This window comes from Streptococcus dentiloxodontae (assembly GCF_053206925.1).
The window spans coordinates 84,860-109,371 of the sequence record NZ_JBRUHR010000002.1; the positions used below are offsets into that span (position 1 = coordinate 84,860).

Sequence of the window (24,512 nt, forward strand, 5' to 3'; positions counted from 1 at the left end):
GACTAGCCCTCTTTTGCTTTGTAAATAGCTTCTAATTCTTTCCAAATCTCATCGGTCGGCATCTTCTTTCCAGTCCAAAGACGAAAAGCTTCTGCTGCCTGATGAAGCAGCATACCGAGTCCATTAATCACTTCCACACCCTGTGACTGAGCCAATTTCAAAAAAGGTGTCTCAAAAGGCTGGTAGATAATATCAGCCACCAACTGTCCCTTTTTGAACTTGGTTTCAGGCAAGATTACCATGGTCTCACCGTCCATTCCGGTTCCATTGGCATTAATGACAAGATCTGCTTCCATAATTTTTTGCTGAATGACAGCTTGGTCTGCAATGTCAAACACATCAATCGGAACACCAGTAACCTCAGTAATTTTTCCCTGACGCTTAACCGTTACATCAAGGTATTTTTCCTTATTGAACATATTGATTTTTTTGACGCCATGTCTTGCGGCATAGGCTGAAATAGCTGTCGCTGCTCCTGAGCCGCCTAAAATAGTAATGGTAGACCCTTTTAATTTGAAAGAACTAGGCAGGCTGGCAAAAAAGCCATAACCATCTGTGTTGTAGCCAACTAATTTACCGCCATGATTAACAACTGTATTGACCATGCCAAATAAGGATGCCGATACATCTAAATCATCTAAGTATTGGGATACTACACGTTTGTAAGGCATTGATAGATTGATACCCCACATATCATAGCGACGAATATTATTGACTGTTTCTTCTAGGTCTTTTTCCTGAATATCCCAAGCGACATAGACACCATTGATGCCTAAATGTTCAAAAGCATAGTTATGAATAAAAGGAGACATAGAATGTTTAATAGGCGTTGCTACAACCGCAGCAAGACGTGTATGTCCATCAATCTTCATCTAAGACCTCCCTAATTTTACGCATGTCTGCCAGAGCTACCTGACCAGGAGCGCTAGCATTTTCCAGAGAAGCAAAAGTCCACGAAGAACCAATTAAATCACCTGCCAAACGAGAAAGCCGTCCGACTTTGCCCATGGACATAGTAGCGAACTCTTGCTCAGGATTAAGAGCCTTAAACCCCCGTGTGTAATTCATCAAATCCAATACGTCTTGTTCCTGATGCGGCATAACTGCAATTTTGACAACACGCGGTGTCAGAGCTGTCAACTCTGAAAAAACCTCCATTAGATTTTCTGGTGTCTCTTCAAAATTATGGTAGGACAAAACAAGATTAGAAAATTCTAGCATATTTTCAAATACTTCACGATAGGAGAAATATTCAAAATCAATATAATCTGGCGAGTAAAGTGCTGAAATGTCACGAATAAGAGCTACATAGTCTTCATTGGTCAAATCAATATGGCCGCCTTCACGAGTCGTTCTGAGGGTAAAAAGCACCTCAACGCCTGAAAATTTTTCAAAAACAGCTGGTGCTACGGCTAAAATGTTGTCCTTATCCAGAAAATCTGCTCGCCATTCAATAATATCTGCGCCTTCAAACTTAGAAGGATCAAGCGCCTCAACTTCTTCGAGACTAGTTGGCATAACTGGTACTACGATTTTCATAAATTCACCTTTATTGTATATACTTTCAAATAATTTGATGCTGGGTCATTAGGATTCGTGGTAAAATCTGCCGGCAGCTGCTGGAAATTTACAAATTCTGCCTTAGCAGTCCCCAATCCTTTTTGGAGTTGTTTTTTAAACTGCTGAACTGTCATATTGGCTGCATTAGTACTGGCAACAATAGTGCCTCTTGGCGATAAAATCTCTAAAGCCTGTCTAATTAGCTCGTGGTAATCCTTATTAACAGAAAAAGTCTGTTTGTTGTGGCGGGCAAAACTTGGTGGGTCAATAATGATAAGATCAAAGTGTAAACCCTTTTTCTTAGCATATTTGAAATAGGAAAAAACATCCATAACAACCAAGTGATGCTGACTTGTATCAAATCCGTTAGCCTCAAAATGAGCCTTGGACAATTCTCTGGAACGTTTAGCCAAATCTACCGAGGTTGTCTCAAGAGCTCCGCCCATAGCTGCTGCAACCGAAAAAGCTGCCGTATAAGAAAAGAGATTGAGCACTGACTGGCCAAGCGCCAGCCCCTGAACCAAATTATCCCGAACTTCATGCTGATCCAGAAAAATTCCTGTCATCAGTCCATTATTAAGAAAAACAGCATAGCGGACACCATTTTCAACAATAGTAAAATTTGATGGAGCTGCTTTTCCAAATAGATGCGACGACTCATAATCAAGCCCTTTAAAGCGAATCTTCTCATAAGCACCAAAAACCTCTGGGAATACCTCTTTAAAGGCCTTAAGAATAACTGTTTTAAGAGAAAAAACAAAGGGATTATACCAAGAAAAGAGAGCATAATCACCATAAAGATCCACTGTCAGACCGCCAAAATTATCTCCATCCTGATTAAAAAGCCGAAAAGCTGTTGTCAACTCGTCATTATAATAAGACTGACGCTTAACCTTTGCTTTTTGGAAAAGAGATACAAAATACCACTCCTCCAAAACAATTTTTTGAGAGGATAAAAACCAGCCAATTCCTTTATTTTGCTTGGACATATAAGCTGTTCCCAAAAAATTTTGCTTTCTATTATAAAGATAAACCAGCTGATCAGTGGGTAACTGCTCTGGAAAACCGGTCGCTAAAAGAAGCTGCTTTCCTTGCTTGATTTTCTTTTCTGCAAGCGAATCCACTGTAAGTTCAATCATGTTTACATTATACCAAAAATCTGCGGATATTTCCTTAATGTCTCAATATTTTGACAACTGCATGAATTTTTCCTTGAAAAACTATGCAAAATTTTGAGTGTCATTTTGAAATTTGGTATAATAAGAGCGATATTATATTACTCAAAGGAAAAATGACTTTGAAAGCATTGAAAATATTATTGGAACGTTTTTGGAAGGGGATTAATACACGGCTGGGTTTTGTCCTGCTGCTTCTCTTCTTTTATTGGATAAAAACGCTTTGGGCCTATTATATTGATTTGGATTTGGAGTTAGAAAATTTCAGGCAAGTTTTTCTGACACTTATCAATCCTATTCCTATGGGACTGCTCATCTTGGGATTGGGGCTTTACATCAAAAACAGTAAACTTTTTTACAGTTTAACGGTTTTTCTCTATATCGTTTTGAACCTTTTGCTAGTAGCTAATGTGATTTACTTTGGAGAATTCACTGATTTTATCACGGTCAATACGATATTGGCAAGCGGCAGCTCTGCTGCAGGCTTGGGGGATTCAGCTCTCAACCTGCTGGAAATAAGTTATTTGTTCTATTTGATTGATCTGCCTTTCTTTATTTACGCCATTTATAAGAAGAAATTAAAAAGTGATAAAAAGGTTCTCAATAAAAGAGCTAGTTTCGCGGTAACAGCTTTATCAGGATTACTCCTTTCTGCTAATCTTTTTATAGCTGAAACAGATCGCGGTGAACTCTTAACACGGGGGTTTTCCAATAACTATATTGTCCGCGCCATGAGCATCCCATTTTTTACCGCTTATTCAGGAAATCAAACTTACCAAGCTGCAAAGGCTAGATCTGCTGCTTCCGCAGATGATTTAGATGAAGTTGTTGATTACGTTCATGAGCATTACGCTCAGCCCAATGCTAAATATTATGGCATTGCTCAAGGAAGAAATGTTATCATGATTCACTTGGAGAGTTTCCAGCAGTTTCTTATTGACTACAAACTAGAATCAGATGGTCAGTCCTATGAAGTTACTCCCTTTTTGAATTCGCTCTATCATTCAAATTCTACTATTTCCTTTTCAAATTTCTTTAATCAAGTTAAATCCGGTAAGACATCTGATGCTGAAACATTGATGGAAAATTCTCTTTTTGGTCTCAGTACAGGTTCTTATATGGTAAATTACGGCGGAACCAATACCGCCTATGCAGCGCCTTCTATTTTAGCTCAAAATGGGGGCTATTCATCCGCTGTTTTCCACGGCAATACCGGCTCTTTCTGGAACCGAAACAGTACTTACAAACAATGGGGCTATCAGTATTTCTTTGATTCCACTGCCTTTGAAAAACAAGACAGCAATAACTCTTTCCAATATGGACTCAATGATAAATACATGTTTTCTGACTCTATCAAGTATTTAGAACAGTTGCAGCAACCTTTCTATGTTAAATATATCACAGTGTCCAACCATTACCCTTATACTTCTTTATCTGGTGACTCCAATGAAGAAGGATTTCCTTTGGCAAAGACTAAAGATGAAACTGTCAATGGCTATTTTGCGACTGCTAATTACCTAGACGCTTCGATTAAAGCCTTCTTTGATTACTTGAAGGCTTCTGGGCTCTACGATAATTCCATTATTGTCCTCTATGGTGATCATTATGGTATTTCTGACGGCCGCAGCAGCAACCTGGCAGAACTTCTTGGCAAGAATTCTGAAACATGGTCTAACTATGATAAAGCCATGCTGCAGCGTGTCCCTTATATGATTCATATTCCAGGTTATACTGGTGGTTTCATCTCTGATACTTATGGCGGCGAAGTTGACGCCCTGCCAACATTGCTTCATATTTTGGGCGTTGACACTAGCTCTTACATTCAAATGGGACAGGACTTACTTTCTGATAACAACAATCAAACCGTTGCTCTAAGGACAGCTGGACAGTACATCACACCAAAATACACCAGTTATTTTGGCAAACTCTATAATACCCAAACGGGAGAAGAAATTACTAATCCTGACCAGACAACAACTGATGAGACAGCGGCTATTAAAGAAGCCGTCGCCACTCAGCTTTCTATGAGTGATGCTGTACAAACTGGAGATTTGCTTCGCTTCTATAAAGACAGCGGCCTTAATACTGTTGATGCTAGTAAGATTTCCTATACCAATCAGATGAAACAGTTAACCAATACCCGCGATGATTTAGGAAATAAATCAACCAGTGTTTACAGCCTTAATGGCAACCAAACAACCACAGGATTATTTAATGCTCCATCCTATATAGAATTACATCCGACAAATGGAACAAGTTCGACCTCAAGTTCCCCGTAAAAAAAGCTGCTTCTTTCTTGGTTTATGACCGAGAGAGAAGCTTTTTTAAGTAAAAATAAACACAGGAAAAACGGCAAACTATTTGTGAGATAATTTGAACAGGAAAAGAACCTATTTTATCAACAAAACTTTGTTAGTTTAAAACAGTTCATTCCCAAAACGTTTAAATTAAAGCTTTACTTATTCTATCTTTTAACTTCAGCAATCTATCGGACAGTTAACATTAATAAAGGAAGGATAATCGTTTAAGCAGAAATAAGATAAAAGCAATTTGTTACCTTATTGAAAAGGGCTGCGCCACTTGTAGGAAAAAGCTCCCAATCAACAACGATTGAGAGTACTGCACAGGATTAAATTTGTTGTGTTTAGAGTGTAAAAAAGAGACTAGGAACAAAAGTCCAGTCTCTTTTTAAGATTAATAATCTATTGTCTTATTTTTTCAAGTTGTAGAATGACTTCAAGCCACGGTATTCAGCAACTTCACCAAGTTGGTCTTCAATACGAAGCAATTGGTTGTATTTAGCAATACGGTCTGTACGTGACAATGAACCAGTCTTGATTTGTCCAGCGTTAGTTGCAACTGAGATGTCAGCGATTGTTGAATCTTCAGTTTCACCTGAACGGTGTGATACAACTGCAGTGTATCCAGCTTCTTTAGCCATTTCGATAGCTTCAAAAGTTTCAGTCAAAGTACCAATTTGGTTAACTTTGATAAGGATTGAGTTTGCAGCACCTTCTTTGATACCACGAGCAAGGTAGTCAGTGTTTGTAACGAAGAAGTCGTCACCAACTAATTGAACGCGTTTACCGAGACGTTCAGTAAGAGCTTTCCAACCATCCCAATCGTTTTCATCCATACCATCTTCAATAGTGATGATTGGGTATTTGTTAACCAATTCTTCAAGGTAATCAATTTGTTCAGCAGCAGTACGTTTAGCACCTGTTTCACCTTCGAATTTAGTGTAGTCATAAACACCATCTTCATAGAATTCTGATGAGGCACAGTCAAATCCGATGAATACTTCTTCACCTGGTTTGTAACCAGCTGTTTCAATCGCTTTGATGATTGTTTCTACGGCATCTTCAGTTCCGTCAAATTTAGGAGCAAATCCACCTTCGTCACCAACTGCTGTTTCAAGTCCACGTTCTTTAAGAATCTTCTTAAGAGCATGGAAGATTTCAGCACCCCAGCGAAGAGCTTCTTTAAATGTAGGTGCACCAGCAGGTACAATCATGAATTCTTGGAATGCGATTGGAGCATCTGAGTGAGAACCACCATTGATAATGTTCATCATTGGAGTTGGAAGAACTTTAGCATTGAATCCGCCAAGATAGTTGTAAAGTGGTACTTCAAGGAAATCAGCAGCTGCACGTGCAGTAGCAATAGAGACACCAAGAATAGCATTAGCACCAAGTTTACCTTTGTTTGGAGTACCGTCAAGAGCGATCATAGCACGGTCAATAGCTTGTTGATCACGTACATCGTAACCGATGATAGCTTCTGCGATAATATTGTTTACATTATCAACAGCTTTTTGAGTACCAAGTCCTCCGTAGCGAGATTTGTCGCCATCACGAAGCTCAACTGCTTCATGTTCACCAGTAGAAGCTCCAGAAGGAACCATACCGCGACCGAAAGCACCTGATTCAGTGTAAACTTCTACTTCAAGGGTTGGGTTACCACGTGAGTCAAGGACTTCGCGTGCATAAACATCAGTAATAATTGACATTACAATACTCTCCTTATGAGTTTAAATTTTTTACACTGCTATAGTACCATAATATCAAGGGTTAATCAAATCAAAACCCAACTTTTTTCAGGCAACTGACATAAATAAGGGAAGCTTTTTTGATAATCTAAGCTGAGGAATTGCAGCTTTTAGCAACAGCTCCTACCAGACCTTTCTTCCATTTTATAGTATAATCAGATTAACAATTTTTTAGGAGAAATATTATGGAGAACCTAAATCAAAAGGTTTTAAAGGCGGCTACTGGCGAAAAAAGGCTCAATCCTGACGAACAGCGTCACTATTTGGGAACTTTTGCCGAACGTGTCGTGTTGGCTATCTTACTTGAAAACACCAGCAAACCGCAGGTAAAAGAACATTTTAAGGAAATATTAAAAGAACTGATCAAAAAATATGAACATTTGGCTATTAAACTGTCTCCCAAGTTAGATGACACTGTGCAATTTTACTATATCAAAACAGCTCAAACAATGAATATTCAAGCTACTATAGTTGACGAGGCCAAATCTGATTCTCCTTATGGCCTTATTATTCACAGCAACAAGGCAGAAAATCTAACCGAGATTCTCTATTGCAAGCTTTATCCCAAATATATTTTTTATGAAGAAAAAAAGGCAGAGCAGAAAAAACAAGGCTTCTTTGCCAAGCTTTTTAGCAATCAAAAATAGACTGGAATTAAAATTTCCAGTCTATTTTTATAAGATTAGCAATATTTAAAGCTGTGCGTTCAAGATTAATCTTTGCTTGTGTCAAGGTATCATCAAGAGAAGTGACTTCTGCAATAATCGGAAAGGCAGCTGCAATACCTGCCGTTGGAAAATCAGGTAAATCCTGCTTGAGACTGCCACAAATCGCAATCACTGGAATAGCAGCTGGCGTACGTCTTGCCACACCAACAGGAGCTTTCCCAGATAAAGATTGGCTATCCATACATCCCTCTCCAACAATAACCAGATCTGCCTTTTTAACCCGTTCATCAAAATTAACGATATCTAATATATAGTCAATTCCAGATACAATTTTGCCGCCTGCAAAGGTGATAAGACCTGCTGCCATGCCGCCGCCAGCTCCAGCTCCTTTTTGATCAAAAATTTTTGAATTAGCTAGCTGATAAAAATGCTTCATAGCTTTATCTGCTGTATCTCGTTCGGATTGCGGCAGACCTTTTTGACTTCCAAAAACATAGGCCGCCCCTTGAGAACCACAAAGAGGATTGCTTACATCTGTAATAATAACAATCTCTAAATTTTTGATAAAGTTTGGAACATTTTTATCGGAAATACGGGCAACCTGACCAAGATTGGCACCAATAGGATCCAGTTCATTTTCCTCATGGTCAAAAAATTGATAGCCTAGTCCCGCTGCCATGCCAATACCACCATCATTTGTGCTAGAGCCCCCAACTCCAATCAGTATCTTTTTAATCCCGCTTTTAGCGAGTTTGACAAAAAGCTCTCCTAAACCTTTTGTGGAAATCTTTAAAGGATTACGCTTAGATTTTGGAATTTTTCCTAGACCAACCAGCTCTGCCATTTCTATAAGAGCCAAATCTTCCTTAAAGGCACAACTTAGAGAAACGGTTTTACCAAAAGGACCAGTCACATCTACTTGGGCATAGTCCATATTAAGACTGGCTGCAAGAGCTGCCACAGTCCCTTCACCGCCATCTCCAATCGGAAGCAAATCAAAAGTGGCAGTAGGAAAACCCTTTATAAAACCAGCTTTCAGTGCCTGAGCCACCTCAGCAGACGACAAACTTTCTTTGAAAGAGTCTGGCGCAAGTAAAATATGCATATGAAACCTCCTTTAGTTATGTTTCTTAAAAAGATTATAACTTAAAAAGATAAAAGAAACACGAAAAAAATTAATCGTCTAACTAAACATAAAAAAATAACCCCGCCAAGCGAAGGCTTGGTGGGGGGTTTGTGAAGAATAAAATTATTTTCCACTATATATTCGCTTTTTTACACTACTCAAAACCTTGTTAAGCTAGGATTTCGCAATGTAATTGCGTACCCTTATTATTTAAGAGTAACTGAAGCTCCTGCTTCTTCAAGTTTAGCTTTAAGTTCTTCAGCTTCAGCTGCTGGTACACCTTCTTTAAGAACAGATGGTGCGTTATCTACGAGGCCTTTAGCTTCTTTAAGACCTTCACCTGTGATTTCACGAACAACTTTGATAACAGCAACTTTTTTGTCGCCGCCTGCAGTCAATTCAATATCAAATGAATCCTTAGCAGCACCGCCGTCTGCATCACCTGCAGCACCAGCTGCAGCTACAGGAGCAGCTGCTGTTACACCAAATTCTTCTTCGATAGCTTTTACAAGATCGTTAAGCTCAAGGATTGAAGCTTCTTTAATTTCAGCAATAATGTTTTCAATGTTCAATGCCATTGTAATTTCCTCCAAATTTATCTAAATGTAATAATGTTGCAGCTAAAAAACTGCTAGTGGGTTGAAGCAGTGCTTAAGCAGCACCGTCTTCTTTGCTTTCTGCAACTGCTTTGACAGCATATGCAACGTTACGCACAGGCGCTTGAAGTACAGAAAGAAGCATTGAAAGCATTCCTTCGCGGTTTGGCAAGCTTGCAAGGGCATTGATGTCTTCTTTTGTAGAGACAGCACCTTCAATTGCGCCACCTTTAATTTCAAGAGCTTCTGCATCTTTAGCAAAATCGCTAATAACTTTTGCTGGTGCAACAACGTCTTCATTTGAAAATGCTACTGCAGATGGGCCAACAAAAACATCTTTAAGGTCAGTAAGACCAGCTTGTTCAGCCGCACGTGTTAAAATTGAATTCTTAATAACTTTGAATTCAACACCGTTTTCACGCAAATTACGACGAAGCACTGTATCTTGTTCCACAGTAAGACCACGTGAATCTACGACAACAATAGCTGCAGCTTCTTTCATTTTAGCAGCCACTGCATCAACTTGTTCGGCTTTCTTAGCAATGATAGCTTCACTCATGTTTAGTTTTACCTCCGTTTTTATTTTTGGGCTAGGTACAAAAAAATCGCACCTAAACCTAGACACGAAAGTACAATACGTTACAATTTTCAGTTACGTTTTGTGCCTCGGTAGGATATTTACGAGTCCGGCTCCCCTACTGTCTTAGGTCAGTTTTTTCAAACCTTAAGCATTTTATCATAATAGAGAGACTCGGTCAAGAGCTAGATGGATTTTTATTGAAATTATTTTGAATGAAAGTTCTATGAAAATTTACAAGACAATATAAAAAACAACCAACATCATTCTCTTAAAAGAAAATAAACGGATTGTTTTTTTGTTAATCTTTTACCTTAATCGTCACTGGATGATTTATAAGTGAGGTAGTAGGCGTCTTCATCTTTTACATAATCAAATGATAGAGATACATACTGAAGCTTTGATTCTTCAGCATCATAATCTGAATATGAAAGAGAAAGTGATTTTTCAAATTCGCCCTTTTCACTTGTTTGTATACTATAATTTACAGTGTAAGCTTTCGGATGATCTTTCAAAACATCTGATAATTTAGTACCACTTGTAGGATCACTATAATCCCCTTCCTTTAAAGCATCATACTGTTCTTTAGTCCAATCTGATTTATAATTGCTGTCTTCTTCAACAAGGTCTTGTTTAAAGTGAGCAGATGCGGATGTCAACACAAAGATGCCATCATGCTGTTTTTCAAAGTAAAGGGTCACATCTTCGTCATAATTTGCTCCCTTGTATTGAAGTGTCAGTTCATCACCTGACATTTCAGCATCAGATGCCTTACCATGTGATTTCATAATATCTGATACGGTATCTTCTTCAACTTTCAGCTTAGTGAATTGTTTTTCATTCCAATCAAACTTGTAGCTGCTGTCGATATAGTCATTAACATTATTGCTATCACCGTCAGTATTTTTAGATTTACTGCTATTTTTAGAAGTTGATACTTGAGCTCTTGAGTCAGAAGCTGATGCTTGTGAATTTTGATAAATGAGACCACCGATGGAAAGCAAGAAAAGAACACCTGTTACTGAGGCAGCAACGATAGAGAGCACCTTGTCTTTACCATTGATATTGAAAATAAGAGCCACAATAGCTACTGCTAAAGCCAAGAAAGCGAAGATGACATAAAGCACTGCCGGAGCTGCAAACCAAGCCAATGCACTAAAAATCACCCCTATTACAATAGCTGCAATTGGTAAAATTTTACCAAGCCATAGAGATTTCACATTATTTGGCTGTTGGAATTGCTGAGGTGGCTGCTGTTGAAACTGACCTGTTTGAGCAAACTGATTATTCGCAGCAAATTGGTTGACTTGAGCTGAATCTGCCACCGGCTGCTGACCTGCCAGATTCTGTTCAGGAGCTGCAAAATTTTGATTTTGGAAAGCCGCCTGTTGCTCTGAACCATCTGGAATTTGCCCTTGAACTGGCGCAGACGGTGTTTGCACATCAACAATTGGTTCTTCTGCAACAGCATCTGCAAAATCTGATGCTGTTGGTTCTTGATTCGGCATAGTTGTTTGATTTTGCTGTAAGTTAGCAGCTCCACCATTAAGCTGAGCAGACAAAGCTGTTGTATCAAAGTTTGCTGCTTTAGCTTCCATAAATTCTTGAGGGGTTGGTTTACGACCTGTTACGGCCTCAAATAGATGACTCCACTCTTCTTTAGTAGCCATACGAATCTCCTTTTCATTTGATAATAAAACTATTGTACCACAATTCAGACTATTTCGTATAGAAATTTTTGATAAGATTCATTTTTCTGCTATTTTTTGCTAAAATAGTAGAACATACACTGATGGAGAGATTTATGAAAACTTTTAAGAAATTCCTTCCTTTTTTATTTTTAGCATTGCTGGCACTTTTAATTTACAATTACCGTGATTCTATTCTTCGTGCTATCCGCGGAGATGACTATGTGGACAGCAAGATTGCCTCTAAAGTCCATAAAGAACAGCTGCCGCAGCTATCAACAAAGATAGCGGATAATGAAGCTGAAGCGATTCTTCATACTTCAAAAGGTGACATTACGGTTAAACTCTTCCCGAAGTATGCTCCCAAAGCTGTTGAAAATTTCCTAACCCATGCTAAGAAGGGCTATTACAACAACCTTATTTTTCACCGTGTTATTGCAAATTTTATGATCCAGTCCGGAGATCCTAATGGTGATGGAACAGGAGGCGAATCAATCTGGGGAGAGCCTTTTGAAAATGAAATCAGTCCCTACCTTTATAATTTCAGAGGGGCTCTAGCCATGGCTAATACTGGCAGTGACAGTTCAAACGGCAGTCAATTTTTTATTAATCAAAATAATGAAGATCAATCTGCCAATCTTTCAAAAGAAAACTATTCTGATGCAGTCACTAACGCCTACAAAAATGGCGGAAATCCTTCACTTGATGGGAACTATACTGTTTTTGGCCAAGTTATAAAAGGAATGGATGTCGTTGATAGCATTGCTAGCACAGCAACAGACGATAAGGACAAACCTACCGAGAATATTACTATTACTTCTATTGAGATTACCAAGGATTACAATTTCAAGTAGAAAGTACTCCTTAGAATCGCTCTTTTGTGCATAGGCAGCGCAATACAAAACCTCAGTCTGAATGACAGTCAGATTGAGGTTTTTAGTTTATTTGACAGCTGTAAGAAGGTAATCACCTATATTGACACGTGACTCTTGAGTTGTAAGAACATCATCAAAGTCAGCTGAATTTGTTACAATGACTGGCGAAATAACCGGTAGCTTGGCATCACGGACAGTGGCAAGATCAAATTCTAAAAGTTTTTGACCCGCTTCAACTTTTTGACCGACTTCAACAAATGACTTGAAGCCTTTACCAGCCAGAGATACGGTATCCATACCAATATGTATGAGAACTTCAGCACCATTTTCAGTTCGCATGCCAACAGCATGACCTGTAGGAAAGACGAGAGTAACCTCACCATTTGCTGGAGCAACAACTGTACCATCTGTTGGATCAACCGCAATTCCTTTACCCATAGCTCCTGAAGCAAATACCTCATCTGGAACATTTTCAAGTTTAACAACTTCACCAATCATTGGGCTGGCAATAATTTCTTGTTTTAATTCTTTAAGTTCAGCCTCAGCCGCTGGCGCTTCTGTTTTTTCATCAGCAGCAACTGTTTTGGGACCACCATAAAGGTAAGGGATTTTAACGAACTGCGTCAAAATAAAGCCAATTGCAAAGTTTGCCACAATAGCAACCAAGAAATGAATTAAGGTCATTGAATTCTTAGAGTCAATAAAGGATGGGATGGCAAACAAGCCCATACCTCCCATAACCTGCATTTTAACATTGAATAGGGCTAAATAAGCACCAGTAACAGCACCTGAGATACAGGTCATAATAAATGGTATCCGCATTGGAAGAGTGATACCGTAAATGGCGGGCTCAGTGACACCGAATAAAGCTGAGATAAAAGCAGGAATGGACAATTCGCGTACCTTAGGTTCTTTTGTACGGAACATAATATTAAGTAGAGCACCCGCTTGTGCAAAACAGATAGCAATACTTGCAACAAGAAGAACACCTGGCCCTTTTTGAAGTTCTAAAAGGGCAATTGGAACAAGTCCCCAGTGAAGGCCAAACATAACCAATACTTGCCACAAAGCACCCAATATTAAACCATAAAGAATCGGACTAAGGCCATAAATACCTGTAAAAATAGCACCGACAAGATCAGATGCCCAATTCATAACAGGGCCGATAACAAGAAAAGCAAGCGGAACAGTGATTAAAATAGTAAAGAATGGCACAACAAAGACTTTAACGACATCTGGAATAATCTTTTTAAAGAAAGCTTCAACTTTAGAACCGACCCAAATAGCTAAGATAATCGGCAATACTGTTTGTAAATAACTTGAAGCCGGAAAAATAATCGGAATTCCTAAGAAGGTAGAATAAATCGGCGATTCAATAACCGTTCCCTTAAACAAAGTATATAAGGGAGCATCTGCCGTAAAGCTAGCTGCAATATTAGGATATACCAAGGCAAAGCCAATGGCTAGAGCTGTAAATTGCTCCATTTTGAAACGCTTGGCTGCAGTAATAGCCAAAATTAGAGGAAGGAATTGAAAGAAGCCATCTCCTGCTGCATTTAATACTACATATAAACCATCAGTCTCCTTGACGCCTACAGCAGCTAAAATAGCAACTACACCTTTGATCATACCTGCTGCCGAAAGGGCTCCAAGCATTGGTTGAAATAGACCTGAAACCAAGGCGATAAAGCGATCAAAAAGATTTCCTTTTGGAACATCGCCTTCATCTACATCAATGCCTCCATCACCAGAAATACCTGATACTTTCAATACAGTATCATAAACATCTGGAACGTGATTACCAATAACAACCTGGTATTGTCCACCTGCTTTAACAACAGTAACAACACCGTCACGTTGTTTGAGATAGTCATCATCTGCTTTACTTTCATCTTTAAGAGTGAACCGTAAGCGGGTGACACAGTGAACTAATTTAACGATATTATCCTTACCGCCAACATGAGCGACAATGTCTTTTGCCAACTCGGTGTAATCTTTAGCCATATTAAGGCTCCTTTCATAAGATGCTAAGCCGTTAAGCAACTCACAGGAAAATAGGAACCATGACAAAGATGCTTGCATCTAGGAAATGGTTATCTTTTTTCAAAGAGTTGTAGGCGTGCTCAGTTAAATAAAATGCTAAGCCGTTAAGCAACTCACAAGAAAATAGGAACCATGACAAAGATGCTTGCATCTAGGAAATGGTTATCTTTTTTCAAAGAGTTGTAGGCGTGCTCAGTTAAATAAGATGCTAAGCCGTGAGTGACTTATTGATTTTAAATAATCGAATTCAGCCAATCTGGCTCCAGCACAGTTATTTTTTAGAATGATTACCATTTCACACGCAAAAAAACCTAAACAAATACCAAATAAATACAACAAAACACTTGTTTGTAATCTATTTCGTATTTATCTAGGTTTTGCCTGCTAATCAGTAACAATCCTTATGAACCTTATATTAGCAGATAATCCAAAATATTGCAAGCCTTTTCAAAAACTCTTTTTGATTTTTACTTGACCTTCATAAAGAAAGGCGTTATACTATTGTTAGTTTATAAACTAACAGAAAGAAGATTATTTATGACATCTACTATTATTATCCAACTGCAAAATCTCTATGCCAGCCTAAGCAGCCGTTCTCTAGGTTGCCACCCTTTGAAAACATCGCTAGCTGTTGTTGATGCTGAAGGATATATTCTATCAGCTACCCCTGTATTTCAAAATGTTTTTGGAAAATGCGGTGCACATATTAAGACACTTCCTTTTGACAGCCATACAAAAGCAATTAAAAGCAGCGGAGGATCAGAACAAGAAACAAAAAGGTTAAACAAATGGATAACTGAAACGATGCTTGTCCCTGTTGATAGAGATTTGTATCTGACAAAAATTCAGAAAATCCATAGACATTTATCGCTTCTGCCAGATCTTAAATCAATACAGACACTGACAAATGACCGCTTTCTTTTAAATGTTAATAAGGAATTAACTGATGCTGATCTCCGTATTCTCCAAGGTCAGATCTTAAATCTTTCTGGCAGTTACAGCTTAATTGGCGCCTCTTCTGCCGGCTACAATAAAGCCTTGATTGCACTTGATTCTGCTAAACAAAATCCAAATGGGCGCGCCAGATATAACCAGCCTGAGACTGCTTTTAAGCGCAGTCTGGATGTTATTCATCACTTTTTTCAAACAAAATCAGCGGCTTAATGCCAATCAAAAACAGTTAGTTCAAAAGACTAACTGTTTTTGAAAAAGGTTATTTATTATGCCTGAGATTACTGTAAATTCCAAAGACAATAATCCAAACCGCTGCTCCTATAGCACCAAAGAAAGTTGAATCTTGTAAGAAAAGACAGGCAAAAACAAAGATAAAGAATATTATCGTCAAAGGATTGAGTACCTTATAGGCTGGCATAGTATAACCATCTGCCATAAATTCCTTTGATTTGCGATAACGTAAATGAGCAACCATTGTTAAGAAATAAATCGCAATGTACACGCCTGACGAAGATGCTGTAATCAAAGCAAAAGCATCAGAAACTCCTGGAAGAACATTGATAAAAGCCGAAATAGCAATGACAACAGCTGAAAGAATAATGGCTTTACTAGGTACACCTGTACGTGATAAAGTATCTAATTCCAACTTAGACATAAGCGGATTATCCATTTCATTGGCCAATTGGTAAAGGTGCCGTCCTGTTGAGTAAAGGGTTGAATTTAGCGAAGAAGCCGCTGCAGTCAAAACAACAAAGTTGATGAAGGCTGCTGCCCATTTGATGCCGGCCAACTGAAAGACCATGACAAAAGGCGACTCATTCACTGGCAGCTCTTTCCATGGAAAAATTGACATAATAGCAACCAAAGCACCGACATAAAAAATGACGATACGAACAGGAATTTCTTGAATAGCTTTTGGCAGAACTTTGCGCGGATTTGCCGTCTCAGATGTCGTAATTCCAACAAATTCAATGGCTTGATAAGCAAAGAAAACCATTTGGAATGCGACAATAAAGTTTTTTACACCATTTGGAAACATCTGAAAGCCGTCTGTGATATTAGTCAAACTGGCATGGCCAACTGGTGTTTTAAAATCTGTTAAAACCATGAAAACACCCGTAGCAATCAAGGCCAAAATTGTAATAATCTTAAGCATTCCAAACCAAAATTCGACTTCTCCAAATATACGCACAGCAATAAGGTTAACCAAGCTAAGAATAAGAAGGAAAACAATTTGAATCTGCCAAGCTGGCCAAGCAGGGAACCAATACTGGACATAAGTAGCAACTGCTGTGATTTCAGCCATGCCAAGGAAAATCAGAGACACCCAATAAGACCAGCCCGAAAAGAAGCCCCAACCTTTACCGACATACTTAGTGATAAAATTAATAAAGGTATGCTGATTGGGATCCATATAAAGCATCTCACCGATGGCACGCATCATGAAAAACATGAAAATACCTGTCAGCAAATAGACCAAAATAATAGAAGGACCTGTCAGACTAATAGAGCGGCCAGCACCTAGAAAGAGCCCTGTCCCGATTGTTCCAGCTATGGCGATTAATTGAACATGGCGATTTTGAAGGCCGCGAACCATCCCATTTTCAAGTTCTTTATTCTTTTCATCTTGTTTGTTATCCGTCATAAAAACTCCAATCAAAAATATATAAAACCTATTATACTCTATCTTTCATAAAAAAACAAAGCTGTTAAGAAAATTCTGAATATACGATTCAAAAAAAGAGGCTAGGACAAAAATCGGTAATTCGAAGAATTCGATTTTATTGTCCCACCTCCGAACGGTTTGGTTTGGGATTTATATGAACTAACGTTCATGGGATTAGATAACCTCCAACAATTAAACTGTTGGGGCTATTACTTACACAATTGAACACGAGCTACGAGCTGTGTCAAAAAGATAGTTTTTCCTAGAGTCTTGTGACTCTTCGTCAAAATTCCTATTTTGCCTTTGCTCGTAAACGCTCTTTGTATCTTAATAATTGAACACGAGCTGCGGATTGGGTCAAAAAGATGATTTCGCCTAAAGCCGCTTAACGACTCCTTGGTAAAATCCCTATTTTGACTTTATCCGCAAACGCTCTTTGTATCTTGTCTAGTAAGGAATAAGGATATCCAATCACCGCATCTTGCAAGTAAAATGACAAAAATATAATATAAGGAATTGGATACTTTTATACATAATCTTCACGATTACACTCTTCTGCGGGTGATTGCACAGCAATCATCGTGGTTTGTCCCACACTCTTTTTTATCAACTAATTCTAAAATGTCTTTCCAGTCGTATCATAATAATCCTTGGACATCATTTCCCACGATTTTGCAATATCATCAGTTAATGCAAATAGGCCACTGCGTCCAATAACATAAATATCTGGGCCAGCCTTGTCAATACGTTTAAAGGTTTTACGGCTTGAAGAACCATCCATTTCAATAACATAATGATAGCCTTTTTCAACGCGAATATTCCGAAGTTCCACAATTTTGTTAAGGGTCGGCTCTAAAAATCTCTGACCGGCAAATCCTGGTTCCACAGTCATGATTGTAATTTTATCAACTAAATCAATATAAGGAAAAATAGAATCTATAGATGTTTCAGGATTCAAAACAACTCCTGCTTTTAGACCAGCATTATGAATCTGATCAATAAGTCTAAAAGCTAGTCCGTTAAGCACCTCGGCATGCATACAGATCCAATCACATTTAATATTAATTAATTCTTGTACCCAAAATGCTGGATCTGTTACCATCAAATGAGCTGACATAGGCAGTTGACTAATCTTTCTGACTTCTTGAATAAACCAAGGAGAAAGGGTAATATTAGGAACAAAATGACCATCCATTATATCCATATGATAAGAACTGACATGCTTATTTAAAAATGTGATCTGTTCTGTAAATTTATCTAAATCCATACACATAAGTGACGGGGATAATTCTGCCTTTTTCATTACTGTTACCCTTTCTATTATAAAATTTCAATATCATCAAAACTAATTTCTTCCTCTTCTGCCTTTTCTTCTGTCGCAAGCTCTTCGTCTGTTTTATTTTTGGCAATGAGAGCATAGACAAGTCCAGTCACAAAGACATTAACAATGATAGCAAGTAAACCCGTCCAAGGATGAGTCATTGTTGGCAGCATCAAGAATCCGCCAAATGGAACGGTCGAATCAGCTCCAAGCACCATAGAAGTTGCGCCGCCTGCCGCACCACCAATAGCTGCTGCAACAATTCCGCGAAAAAGATCATTCATAACAATAGGAATAACTCCTTCAACAATGTTCAGCACGCCCATAGGTACAGCTGATTTTAAATTTTCTATTTGCGCTTGGCCATAGATATTCTTATGCAATAATTTCGCAACAAAATAAGCAAAACCAAATCCAATCGGTGTTGAAGTATTAACTAATTGGAGAGCTGTGACTGGCTCTTTGACACCAGATGCCAGTAAAGTAAGCGTAAATGCGTACACTGTTTTATTGACTGGCCCACCAAAATCAACAATACTCAAAAATCCAATAACCAAACCAAAAATTAACATTGAGGATGAACCAAGTCCTTGCAGGAAATTGGTCAGCCAATCGGTAAACGCAGCAATTGGAATACCAATTATATAAATCATCAATAATCCTGAAATGAAAGAAGACAGCAACGGCACAATAACTGTTGGCATGAGTCCTTTCGCCCATTCTGGTACTTTAACATTTTTTAAAATCCAAAGTGCTAGAAAACCTGCGATATAACCGCCGATAATACCACCGATAAAGCCTGCACTAATAGCATTTGCTGAAAGACCTACTACAAATCCGGGAGCAATACCAGGTTTGCCAGCAATAGAAAATGAAATCCCAGTTGCAATAATAACTGGAAGCAAACCGAGTGCCTTCCCTCCCATAGTAGCTAAAGTATCCCAAAAGCTAAATTTTCCCTGTATTAAGGCATCTTGTGAGCTGCCACCCAATGCCATACCTATAGCTACTAAGAAACCTGCACCGCAAACGATTGGGATTAAATAGGATATAGCAGTCAGCAAATGACCTTTTAAATTCATTTTTTTCCAAATTTCTTTCATCGCTAACCTCCTTTATGATTGGTCTTTTAAGACTTCTGCTGCTTTTTCAAGCAACTTGTTCGGTGATTTAATAGCTATTTCAGTTGGTACCTTGATAACCTTTTTCCCCTCAAAACGCTCCAGCCCTGCAATCTTAACATCAACTGCAAGAATAACAATATCAGCTGCATCAATCTGTTCCTTGGTTAATTCATTTTCAATACCAATAGTACCTTGCGTTTCGATATGAACATCGTCTCCTCTTTTTTTAGCAGCATTCTCAATTTTTTCTTGCGCAATATAGGTATGTGCAATTCCCACTGTACAAGCAGCAACACCAACAATTTTCATAAGAGTTCCTCCATTTTTATTAAGCAAATGCATTGACAACATCATCAACAGACTGTGCTGCCAACAATTTTTCAACAACTTCATCATTACCAAGTTTACGTGCAAACAGGGACAGTAATTTCAAATGTTTTTGAGCTCCTTTTGTATCACTGCCAACTGCAAATAAAATAACAATTTTCACCCCTTTACCATCTAAGCTTTCCCAAGGAATTTCTAATCGATTGATTCCAATAACAACGCCAATTTTATTAACAAACTGACTTTTACTATGCGGAATAGCAATGTAGTTTCCAATCCCAGTTGAGCCCTCGCTTTCACGTTTATAAATATCCTCAATAAAATCTTTAACATCAGAAATATAGTGATTCGCAAGCAAGACTTCACTGAGTTTTCGAAACACTTCATCTTTTGTTTTACAATTCAAATGAGTCACAACTAAATTTTTGTCAATAACATCTTTTATTTCCATATTAAACCTCTAAACCCTCTAAAATTTTTTCCTCTGACTGTTCAAGCAGTTCTGCAATATAGTCGTCAGAACTTAACTTAGTAACAAAGTTTGTTATACGCTTTTTCTCCTTTAGACTTGCCTGTTTTGCCAGAATAATAGCAATAACTAGTTTAATGCGTTTTATGTTAGGCAACCAACAGTCTATTTCGTCTTTGAGCCGCAGAAGGATGACCTGATTTTGTATATTTTCCATCTCAAAATGAGGCAGCACTGTTTTATCAGCAATCTGAATATTCCCCAAAGATTCTCTTATCAAAAAACTTTCTAAAACCAAGTCCTTTGATAAGTGGTTTTTCCGACCAATTATACGAGATAAAAAATGATAAACATCCTGCCGTGACATAAGAGGCTCATCCAAATACACCTTATAAAAATCATCTGCCATAGTTAATTTCCTCTATCTTCTGAACTATCTTGCTTTGATCTTCCTTATTCATCATTGCACTAATCAGGACCTTATTAAACCGATTTTCGGTATTCAAATCAACTGTGGTCACTAATAAATCAATTATGGGATAGTTTTTTTCCACACTCGCTGCATCTTGATAAGAGATAACATTAACAATTTCAATATCAGGAAACAATTTTTCAATTTTTGATTTTAGGAGTTCTGATGTTCCGATTCCTGAGGAACACATAATCAAAGTTCTAATAGGTCTAATCTCCATCTCTTGGAATCTAGCAAAATATAAGGTTAAAAAACCAATTTCATCTTCATTAACCGTTGGAAAACCATATCGCTGACTCATTTTTTGGGAAACTTGTTTGGTTTCTTGAAAGATCCTTCCGTAATTATCTTTGATTTCACTCAACATATTATTTTTTATACGAATTTTATTGTCTAAACGGCGCAGTAAGGGACTGATGTGATTGGCTAAGTCAATAAAAACAGGAGATTGTTTATTGATCTTCTTTGTTTTCATCATATCCATCTGTTTAAAATAAAAGGTTGTGATATCAATCACGCGTTTAGAAAACCGAATCTTCTGCTGCTGAAAACTCAATTGAAAACGAGAGGAATAAAGATATTGGTACAAATAGTTAATTTCAATAGTATTAATTTTTTGACCTAAATAATCACTAATATCTCTAATAACTCTTTGACTCTCTGTTAAAAGGGCCTTATCAAAATTTCTTTCGTTCCTAATTGACATAAAATAACTGGGGTTTCTGCTGCCTTTTTTGATTCTTTCAATCATAATGTAAAGGTGGGAGAAAATATTAACGTTATAAGGATAAGGTAATTTGGCATCTAAGTGTTGTTCCATCAGGCTAATCTCTTTTTGAACAAATTTAGCAATCTGGTAGTTAATCTTATCTGAATGAATGGATAAAGCTAAATTATCAATATCAATTATGTCGAAAGCTGGAATTAAATCAGCTATAGCCCTTCTAATATTCTCCTCATTTCCTTCAATGAAAATTGCTCCCGAGCGCGTAGCGATTTTTAAACCGTAAGTATCTATTAATTTCTGAATTTCCTGTTTATCTTTAAACACCACTGAATCACTGACATAAAATTCTTGACTCAAATCATAAATGAGTAACTTTTTAGGCGCTATCAGAAGCAAACGTTCCAAAATTCGAGCCTGCCTGCTTGCAGGCGTATAAGTCTCCTCCTCTCTTATCTGCTGCTCAGGCAATACTTTTCGATTAAGTTTTAAACCACTCCCTTTCTTCGTCGTGACTATTTTATTTGGAAAATAGACATCATTAGTTTCTTGTATTAGGCGATAAATTGTTTTTTCTGAAACCTGTAAATAATCAGAAAGTTCCTTAGCAGTTACAAAATCAGTATGCTCTTTCAAAATAGAAAGCAGCTTTTCAATTTTTTGCTTTTGTCTAATCATAATTATCCCCCCATTACATCTCCATTGTAACCGTTTTCCTTGATTTAAAAATATAAAAAAATGTCCTTTTCATTGGACATTTTTTTATATTTAAGATTCAGGATCATCTAAACTCCGCCCATGAAGGCCTTTTTCTCGCTGTACTTGACGAAGTTTTTCAGGGGTCACATCATTGCCTTCTTCGTCCACTAATTTAATCCCTTCAATATGGTGGCGAACCGAACGGCGGTAACCCTCAATGTATTCACGGCGAAGCTTTTCCTGCTCTACCTTTTCTGGACCTGTCAGTCCTTCAGCTTTCTTTTTCTTTGCTAACTCGTTGATACGAGCAATTTTTTTAGGATCCACTGTTTCTCCTTCCTTTACACTTTGTTTTTGCTAGTTATTTCGTATTCAGCTTGTTAAAGGCTGCAATGGTTTTAGCTTTGGCTGTCAGGCTAGCAAGGAGAGCCAGGCGGTTGTTTTTGACCGCTTGGTCGTCAACCATGACCATGGTATTGTCAAAGAAGTTGTCAATGACTGGGCTTAGGGCAAATAGCTGAGCGAGCTTGTCGCTGGCAGTACCTGTCAGGACTAATTCATCAGTAGCTTGTGCGAGTGCTTTTTCGGCGTCATTTTCAAAGAGGCTGCTGTCAATCTGACTAGAAGCGTCAGCTTTTTCGCCAAGGTTAAAGACACGAGAGAGTGACTCAACGGCTGACTTGTAGTCGTCGGTCTTGCTGGCTCTCAGCAAGCTTTCAGCGGCAGCAAGCATTTCTGGGACAACAAAGGTTGTGCTGGCAAGAACAGCTTCCTTGATATCTTTAGGCATTTTGCCCATCATCTTGTCAACACGCGCTTTGATAAAGCTGATAACGTCAGCCTTGTTGTCATAAGTCAGGCTGTCAAAGCTGAGGGCGTAGATGTTATCAACCAGCTCATCCATGGGAATATTCCAACCGAAGGCATCCAAGATACGAACAATCCCTTGAGTGGCACGGCGCAGAGCGTAAGGGTCATTTGAACCGCTTGGAATAAGACCAACGGAAAAGAATGAAAAGAGCGTATCCAGCTTGTCCGCAAGCGCCAAAACGGCACCAACCTTGCTTTCTGGAAGTTCCCCATCAGCTGAATTCGGCAGGTAGTGTTCGCGGATTGCGGCTGCAACTGCCTTGTCCTCCCCTGCAAGGAGGGCATATTTTTCACCCATGATACCTTGCAATTCGTCAAATTCACCAACCATGCCTGTCAGGAGGTCAAATTTGTAAATTTGAGCTGCACGGTCAACAGCCGCCGCCTCATCAGCAGTAAGCCCTGCTTTTTCTGACAAATACTTGGCGATGACACGGCTGCGGCCCATGTGTTCTGAAAGTGATCCAATCTTTTCATGGAAAGTCACTTGGTTAAGTTTGGCAACCAAGTCAGAAATAGCGAGTTTTTGATCTTCACGCCAGAAGAATTCACCATCTTCCAGACGAGCAACCAGTACCTTCTCATTTCCCTTGACAACATTTTCAAGGAATTGATCGTTCCCGTTGCGGACTGAGATAAAGTTAGGCTTGAGCTTGCCATCCAAATCACGGACAACGAAGTAACGTTGATGGTTTTTCATGGAAGTCACCAGAACCTCTTCTGGAACTTCTAGATACTTAGTATCAAAGCTTCCCATGAAGGCAGTTGGGTATTCAACCAGGTTAAGAACTTCATTGAGCAGCTCTGCATCAATTTCAACCTGAACACCTTCTTCTTTTTCGATAGCCTTGATTTGCTCAACAATCAGCGCTTCACGTTCTTTGGCATCTGCGATGACAAATTGCTTGCGCAAATCGTCTTCATAGCTACTGCTGCTTGCAATTTCTGTTTCCTGTCCAAGGAAACGATGTCCGCGGCTGACGCGCCCCGAATGAATATCCAGGAAGTCCATAGCCAAAGCCTCATCATCAAGAAGAACAGTCAGGGTATGGACAGGACGGATATATTCAAAGCTGTTCTTAGCCCAGTGCATGCTGACTGGGAAAGACATAGCCTCAAGCACTTCTGGAATACCTGCAAGCACTTCTTTAGCTGATTTACCAGCTTCGTGTTTGGTCACATAGACGTATTCTTCGCCTTTAATTTCTCGGAATTCAATGTCATCTGTTGTCAAACCTTTACCGCGTACAAAACCTTGGGCTGCTTTGGTGAAATTGCCTTCGCTATCTAAAGCGATCTTCTTAGAAGGACCTTTAAAGTCTTCTGTCAAATCATCTTGTTTATCCGCAAGTCCGCAAACACGCACAGCTAAGCGACGTGGTGTTGAAAAAGTTTGGATACTTTCAAATGCCAAACGGTTGTCTGTCAAGAAAGTTGCCATTTTGTCCCCAAGCTGCTTTTCACTTGGTGTGACAACATAGGCTGGAAGTTCTTCCAAGCCAAGTTCTACTAATAAGTTGTGTTCCATTC

Annotated in this window: 22 protein-coding genes and 1 other annotated feature; of the genes, 4 read left to right on the forward strand and 18 right to left on the reverse strand. The window is 38.6% G+C overall.

Going from position 1 to position 24,512, the window contains the following annotated elements:
• Positions 1-2 precede the first annotated feature (2 nt).
• The 3 genes from ACVRZ8_RS01860 to ACVRZ8_RS01870 are packed head-to-tail and all read right to left on the reverse strand — an operon-like array spanning position 3 to position 2,699.
• Positions 3-872 carry a shikimate dehydrogenase gene (locus ACVRZ8_RS01860; RefSeq protein ID WP_447447629.1) on the reverse strand — a complete coding sequence of 290 codons (870 nt, stop codon included), beginning with the start codon at positions 870-872 and terminating at the stop codon, positions 3-5.
• On the reverse strand, positions 862-1,539 hold the full coding sequence (gene aroD / locus ACVRZ8_RS01865) for a type I 3-dehydroquinate dehydratase (protein WP_447447630.1): 678 nt from the start codon (positions 1,537-1,539) through the stop codon (positions 862-864). The genes ACVRZ8_RS01860 and aroD overlap by 11 nt, the downstream gene beginning before the upstream one ends.
• Positions 1,536-2,699: a class I SAM-dependent rRNA methyltransferase gene (locus tag ACVRZ8_RS01870; protein ID WP_447447631.1), complete on the reverse strand. Its 1,164-nt coding sequence runs from the start codon at positions 2,697-2,699 to the stop codon at positions 1,536-1,538. The genes aroD and ACVRZ8_RS01870 overlap by 4 nt, the downstream gene beginning before the upstream one ends.
• 167 nt (positions 2,700-2,866) lie before the next feature.
• Between ACVRZ8_RS01870 and ACVRZ8_RS01875 the strand changes: the two genes are divergently transcribed.
• Positions 2,867-5,014, forward strand: a complete 2,148-nt coding sequence (locus ACVRZ8_RS01875) for an LTA synthase family protein (protein ID WP_447447803.1) — start codon at positions 2,867-2,869, stop codon at positions 5,012-5,014.
• A 431-nt stretch (positions 5,015-5,445) separates the two neighbouring features.
• Here the strand turns inward: ACVRZ8_RS01875 and eno are convergent, their stop codons facing one another.
• On the reverse strand, positions 5,446-6,744 hold the full coding sequence (eno, locus tag ACVRZ8_RS01880) for a surface-displayed alpha-enolase (RefSeq protein WP_447447632.1): 1,299 nt from the start codon (positions 6,742-6,744) through the stop codon (positions 5,446-5,448).
• Positions 6,745-6,968: 224 nt separating this feature from the next.
• On the opposite strand from eno, the gene ACVRZ8_RS01885 reads away from it, so the two are divergent.
• Positions 6,969-7,430: a YueI family protein gene (locus ACVRZ8_RS01885; RefSeq protein WP_447447633.1), complete on the forward strand. Its 462-nt coding sequence runs from the start codon at positions 6,969-6,971 to the stop codon at positions 7,428-7,430.
• Between the two features lie 7 nt (positions 7,431-7,437).
• Here ACVRZ8_RS01885 and ACVRZ8_RS01890 read toward each other — a convergent pair whose 3' ends face one another.
• From ACVRZ8_RS01890 to ACVRZ8_RS01905, 4 genes are all read right to left on the reverse strand, one after another.
• Complete coding sequence (locus ACVRZ8_RS01890) at positions 7,438-8,556, reverse strand: glycerate kinase (RefSeq protein ID WP_447447634.1); 1,119 nt, start codon at positions 8,554-8,556, stop codon at positions 7,438-7,440.
• Positions 8,557-8,783: 227 nt separating this feature from the next.
• A complete protein-coding gene (gene rplL / locus ACVRZ8_RS01895; protein ID WP_447447635.1) occupies positions 8,784-9,155 on the reverse strand; it encodes a 50S ribosomal protein L7/L12 in 372 nt (123 codons plus the stop codon).
• Between the two features lie 73 nt (positions 9,156-9,228).
• Positions 9,229-9,732, reverse strand: coding sequence for a 50S ribosomal protein L10 (gene rplJ / locus ACVRZ8_RS01900; RefSeq protein ID WP_447447636.1), 504 nt, complete (start codon positions 9,730-9,732; stop codon positions 9,229-9,231).
• 31 nt (positions 9,733-9,763) lie between these two features.
• Positions 9,764-9,899 (reverse strand) — a sequence feature (ribosomal protein L10 leader region).
• Between the two features lie 165 nt (positions 9,900-10,064).
• Positions 10,065-11,420: a hypothetical protein gene (locus tag ACVRZ8_RS01905; RefSeq protein ID WP_447447637.1), complete on the reverse strand. Its 1,356-nt coding sequence runs from the start codon at positions 11,418-11,420 to the stop codon at positions 10,065-10,067.
• A gap of 134 nt (positions 11,421-11,554) precedes the next feature.
• Here ACVRZ8_RS01905 and ACVRZ8_RS01910 point away from each other — a divergent pair, with 134 nt between their 5' ends.
• Positions 11,555-12,292, forward strand: a complete 738-nt coding sequence (locus ACVRZ8_RS01910) for a peptidylprolyl isomerase (RefSeq protein ID WP_447447638.1) — start codon at positions 11,555-11,557, stop codon at positions 12,290-12,292.
• An 87-nt stretch (positions 12,293-12,379) separates the two neighbouring features.
• Here ACVRZ8_RS01910 and ACVRZ8_RS01915 read toward each other — a convergent pair whose 3' ends face one another.
• Positions 12,380-14,317: a beta-glucoside-specific PTS transporter subunit IIABC gene (locus ACVRZ8_RS01915; protein ID WP_447447639.1), complete on the reverse strand. Its 1,938-nt coding sequence runs from the start codon at positions 14,315-14,317 to the stop codon at positions 12,380-12,382.
• 576 nt (positions 14,318-14,893) lie between these two features.
• On the opposite strand from ACVRZ8_RS01915, the gene ACVRZ8_RS01920 reads away from it, so the two are divergent.
• Positions 14,894-15,520, forward strand: a complete 627-nt coding sequence (locus ACVRZ8_RS01920; RefSeq protein ID WP_447447640.1) for a hypothetical protein — start codon at positions 14,894-14,896, stop codon at positions 15,518-15,520.
• Between the two features lie 49 nt (positions 15,521-15,569).
• Here the strand turns inward: ACVRZ8_RS01920 and ACVRZ8_RS01925 are convergent, their stop codons facing one another.
• The 9 genes from ACVRZ8_RS01925 to glyS form a co-directional block, all read right to left on the reverse strand.
• Positions 15,570-16,955, reverse strand: a complete 1,386-nt coding sequence (locus ACVRZ8_RS01925) for an amino acid permease (protein ID WP_447447641.1) — start codon at positions 16,953-16,955, stop codon at positions 15,570-15,572.
• Between the two features lie 637 nt (positions 16,956-17,592).
• Complete coding sequence (gene alsE / locus ACVRZ8_RS01930; protein ID WP_447447642.1) at positions 17,593-18,279, reverse strand: D-allulose 6-phosphate 3-epimerase; 687 nt, start codon at positions 18,277-18,279, stop codon at positions 17,593-17,595.
• Positions 18,280-18,296: 17 nt separating this feature from the next.
• Positions 18,297-19,400, reverse strand: coding sequence for a PTS fructose transporter subunit IIC (locus ACVRZ8_RS01935; RefSeq protein ID WP_447447643.1), 1,104 nt, complete (start codon positions 19,398-19,400; stop codon positions 18,297-18,299).
• 12 nt (positions 19,401-19,412) lie between these two features.
• Positions 19,413-19,730 (reverse strand): PTS fructose transporter subunit IIB, encoded by a 318-nt coding sequence (locus tag ACVRZ8_RS01940; protein WP_447447644.1) that lies wholly within the window; start codon positions 19,728-19,730, stop codon positions 19,413-19,415.
• A 19-nt stretch (positions 19,731-19,749) separates the two neighbouring features.
• Entirely contained in the window at positions 19,750-20,199 is a 450-nt protein-coding gene (locus ACVRZ8_RS01945) for a PTS sugar transporter subunit IIA (RefSeq protein WP_447447645.1), read from the reverse strand.
• 1 nt (position 20,200) lies between these two features.
• Entirely contained in the window at positions 20,201-20,626 is a 426-nt protein-coding gene (locus tag ACVRZ8_RS01950; protein ID WP_447447646.1) for a PTS sugar transporter subunit IIA, read from the reverse strand.
• A complete protein-coding gene (locus ACVRZ8_RS01955) occupies positions 20,616-22,091 on the reverse strand; it encodes a BglG family transcription antiterminator (RefSeq protein WP_447447647.1) in 1,476 nt (491 codons plus the stop codon). The genes ACVRZ8_RS01950 and ACVRZ8_RS01955 overlap by 11 nt, the downstream gene beginning before the upstream one ends.
• 90 nt (positions 22,092-22,181) lie before the next feature.
• A complete protein-coding gene (locus ACVRZ8_RS01960) occupies positions 22,182-22,439 on the reverse strand; it encodes a DUF896 family protein (protein WP_447447648.1) in 258 nt (85 codons plus the stop codon).
• 34 nt (positions 22,440-22,473) lie between these two features.
• Positions 22,474-24,510: a glycine--tRNA ligase subunit beta gene (gene glyS / locus ACVRZ8_RS01965; protein WP_447447649.1), complete on the reverse strand. Its 2,037-nt coding sequence runs from the start codon at positions 24,508-24,510 to the stop codon at positions 22,474-22,476.
• Positions 24,511-24,512: the final 2 nt, after the last annotated feature.

Coding starts and splice junctions, on each gene's coding strand:
- ACVRZ8_RS01860 (WP_447447629.1), bottom strand. CDS start 872: ATGAAGATTGATGGACATACACGTCTTGCTGCGGTTGTAGCAACGCCT.
- aroD (WP_447447630.1), bottom strand. CDS start 1,539: ATGAAAATCGTAGTACCAGTTATGCCAACTAGTCTCGAAGAAGTTGAG.
- ACVRZ8_RS01870 (WP_447447631.1), bottom strand. CDS start 2,699: ATGATTGAACTTACAGTGGATTCGCTTGCAGAAAAGAAAATCAAGCAA.
- eno (WP_447447632.1), bottom strand. CDS start 6,744: ATGTCAATTATTACTGATGTTTATGCACGCGAAGTCCTTGACTCACGT.
- ACVRZ8_RS01885 (WP_447447633.1), top strand. CDS start 6,969: ATGGAGAACCTAAATCAAAAGGTTTTAAAGGCGGCTACTGGCGAAAAA.
- ACVRZ8_RS01890 (WP_447447634.1), bottom strand. CDS start 8,556: ATGCATATTTTACTTGCGCCAGACTCTTTCAAAGAAAGTTTGTCGTCT.
- rplL (WP_447447635.1), bottom strand. CDS start 9,155: ATGGCATTGAACATTGAAAACATTATTGCTGAAATTAAAGAAGCTTCA.
- rplJ (WP_447447636.1), bottom strand. CDS start 9,732: ATGAGTGAAGCTATCATTGCTAAGAAAGCCGAACAAGTTGATGCAGTG.
- ACVRZ8_RS01905 (WP_447447637.1), bottom strand. CDS start 11,420: ATGGCTACTAAAGAAGAGTGGAGTCATCTATTTGAGGCCGTAACAGGT.
- ACVRZ8_RS01910 (WP_447447638.1), top strand. CDS start 11,555: ATGAAAACTTTTAAGAAATTCCTTCCTTTTTTATTTTTAGCATTGCTG.
- ACVRZ8_RS01915 (WP_447447639.1), bottom strand. CDS start 14,317: ATGGCTAAAGATTACACCGAGTTGGCAAAAGACATTGTCGCTCATGTT.
- ACVRZ8_RS01920 (WP_447447640.1), top strand. CDS start 14,894: ATGACATCTACTATTATTATCCAACTGCAAAATCTCTATGCCAGCCTA.
- ACVRZ8_RS01925 (WP_447447641.1), bottom strand. CDS start 16,955: ATGACGGATAACAAACAAGATGAAAAGAATAAAGAACTTGAAAATGGG.
- alsE (WP_447447642.1), bottom strand. CDS start 18,279: ATGAAAAAGGCAGAATTATCCCCGTCACTTATGTGTATGGATTTAGAT.
- ACVRZ8_RS01935 (WP_447447643.1), bottom strand. CDS start 19,400: ATGAAAGAAATTTGGAAAAAAATGAATTTAAAAGGTCATTTGCTGACT.
- ACVRZ8_RS01940 (WP_447447644.1), bottom strand. CDS start 19,730: ATGAAAATTGTTGGTGTTGCTGCTTGTACAGTGGGAATTGCACATACC.
- ACVRZ8_RS01945 (WP_447447645.1), bottom strand. CDS start 20,199: ATGGAAATAAAAGATGTTATTGACAAAAATTTAGTTGTGACTCATTTG.
- ACVRZ8_RS01950 (WP_447447646.1), bottom strand. CDS start 20,626: ATGGCAGATGATTTTTATAAGGTGTATTTGGATGAGCCTCTTATGTCA.
- ACVRZ8_RS01955 (WP_447447647.1), bottom strand. CDS start 22,091: ATGATTAGACAAAAGCAAAAAATTGAAAAGCTGCTTTCTATTTTGAAA.
- glyS (WP_447447649.1), bottom strand. CDS start 24,510: ATGGAACACAACTTATTAGTAGAACTTGGCTTGGAAGAACTTCCAGCC.